Below are 1,323 nucleotides of genomic sequence, written 5' to 3' on the forward strand. Positions count from 1 at the left end.
TATCTCGCCAGGAATACAAGGTGGATAGGTTTATGTTTTCCTGGGCTGAAAACGTTCTTAATGATAACCCACTTTCAAGCCACTTCTTAACAATGGCTTCTTTAAACTCTTTTGAATAATGCTTCACTCATATTCTCTTACCGCCTCCTATTCAATTATTAAAAATTAACAGAGGCGACAACTATCCTGACACAGGGGGACTCTACAAGAGTTAGAAAACGGATCTGGAGAGAAAGCAAATATATATGAGGCAATATTGGTTCGAGACACCGTGAACTTCATATTCTTCCATGAGCATGCAAATCATCCAGAGCTCAATCCAAATTTAGACCAAGTTTTCGAATCTATTCATCAAAGCCTAATGTCAGAAAACTCAGATATTTTTCAACTTGAAAATTTCTCCTTAATTCCAAACCTTGCCGACTTGGATGATCTTGATGCTTTGGATGATTTAGATTGGATAGACCTACTTTTGCATTCCAAAGCTGAGATCAGAATCCTCACGGAAATGGGTAAAAGAAATATCAAAGATCGTGACATGGATTCCTACACTTCTGCAGACCTATTGAATGAGGGTTTGTGCTCTTTAGAGCATGATACAATCACTACTAGCCAAGGATTTAACCTTCTCGCGCTTAACTCCATTTTTGAACAGTGTAAATTCTTCTTAGTTCAGCAAAGCGGAACATTAGAAAGCGCTTTGCTCTCTACTAAGCATCTTTTGCTTTCACAAGCATCCAACCACCTAGCCAAAGAACAAGTCATTTTCTTTTATGAAGAACGCGGCGAATCAGGTACTCATAAATTACAGCAAATAATCGACCAAAGAGAAAAACTAAATCATCTTATTCGCTCCTCTAAAGGAGGTAAAAAAGTCCCTTGGTTCTATGAACTTTTTTACGAACGAGCCAAGCAGTTCATAAGAGAAATTTGGTTGGACGATCTGAAGAATGGATTAACAATACTTCGTTCAGGCCACGCAATTCCTATTTTAAGAAATTTACATGAAATGAAATACGAAGCAGCAAAAGAACTAATACCTGACGACTCTACAATTGAGCGCTACATTAAAGAGGTACACAAATACATGGAACTCCCTCCTCATAAAAAAGGTCGCCTAAAACCTTTGGATAGAAACTACAATCACCTTAAAGAAACTTTTGAACATATCATTCATAAGCCGATTGAAACACTTCGTTTAGAGAACTATCCATCAAAAGAAAAATTTCTCCCAGTTAAAAATCATGGTTGCTGATATAATTGCACGACATTGCAACAGGGACGAAAAAGTTGAGCGCAGTATACAAGATCATCATCATCGAC

The 1,323-nt window shown here is 37.5% G+C and carries 2 protein-coding genes; one reads left to right on the forward strand and one right to left on the reverse strand.

Annotation, left to right across the window (positions count from 1 at the left end):
- The coding region (locus A3756_RS29295) for a transposase (RefSeq protein WP_156490460.1) at window positions 1-127 on the reverse strand (127 nt) is incomplete at its 3' end.
- Between the two features lie 144 nt (window positions 128-271).
- On the opposite strand from A3756_RS29295, the gene A3756_RS17925 reads away from it, so the two are divergent.
- Complete coding sequence (locus tag A3756_RS17925) at window positions 272-1,255, forward strand: hypothetical protein (RefSeq protein WP_068554153.1); 984 nt, start codon at window positions 272-274, stop codon at window positions 1,253-1,255.
- The last annotated feature ends 68 nt before the right edge of the window (window positions 1,256-1,323 follow it).

The sequence above is a fragment of the Oleiphilus sp. HI0086 genome, from assembly GCF_001635225.1.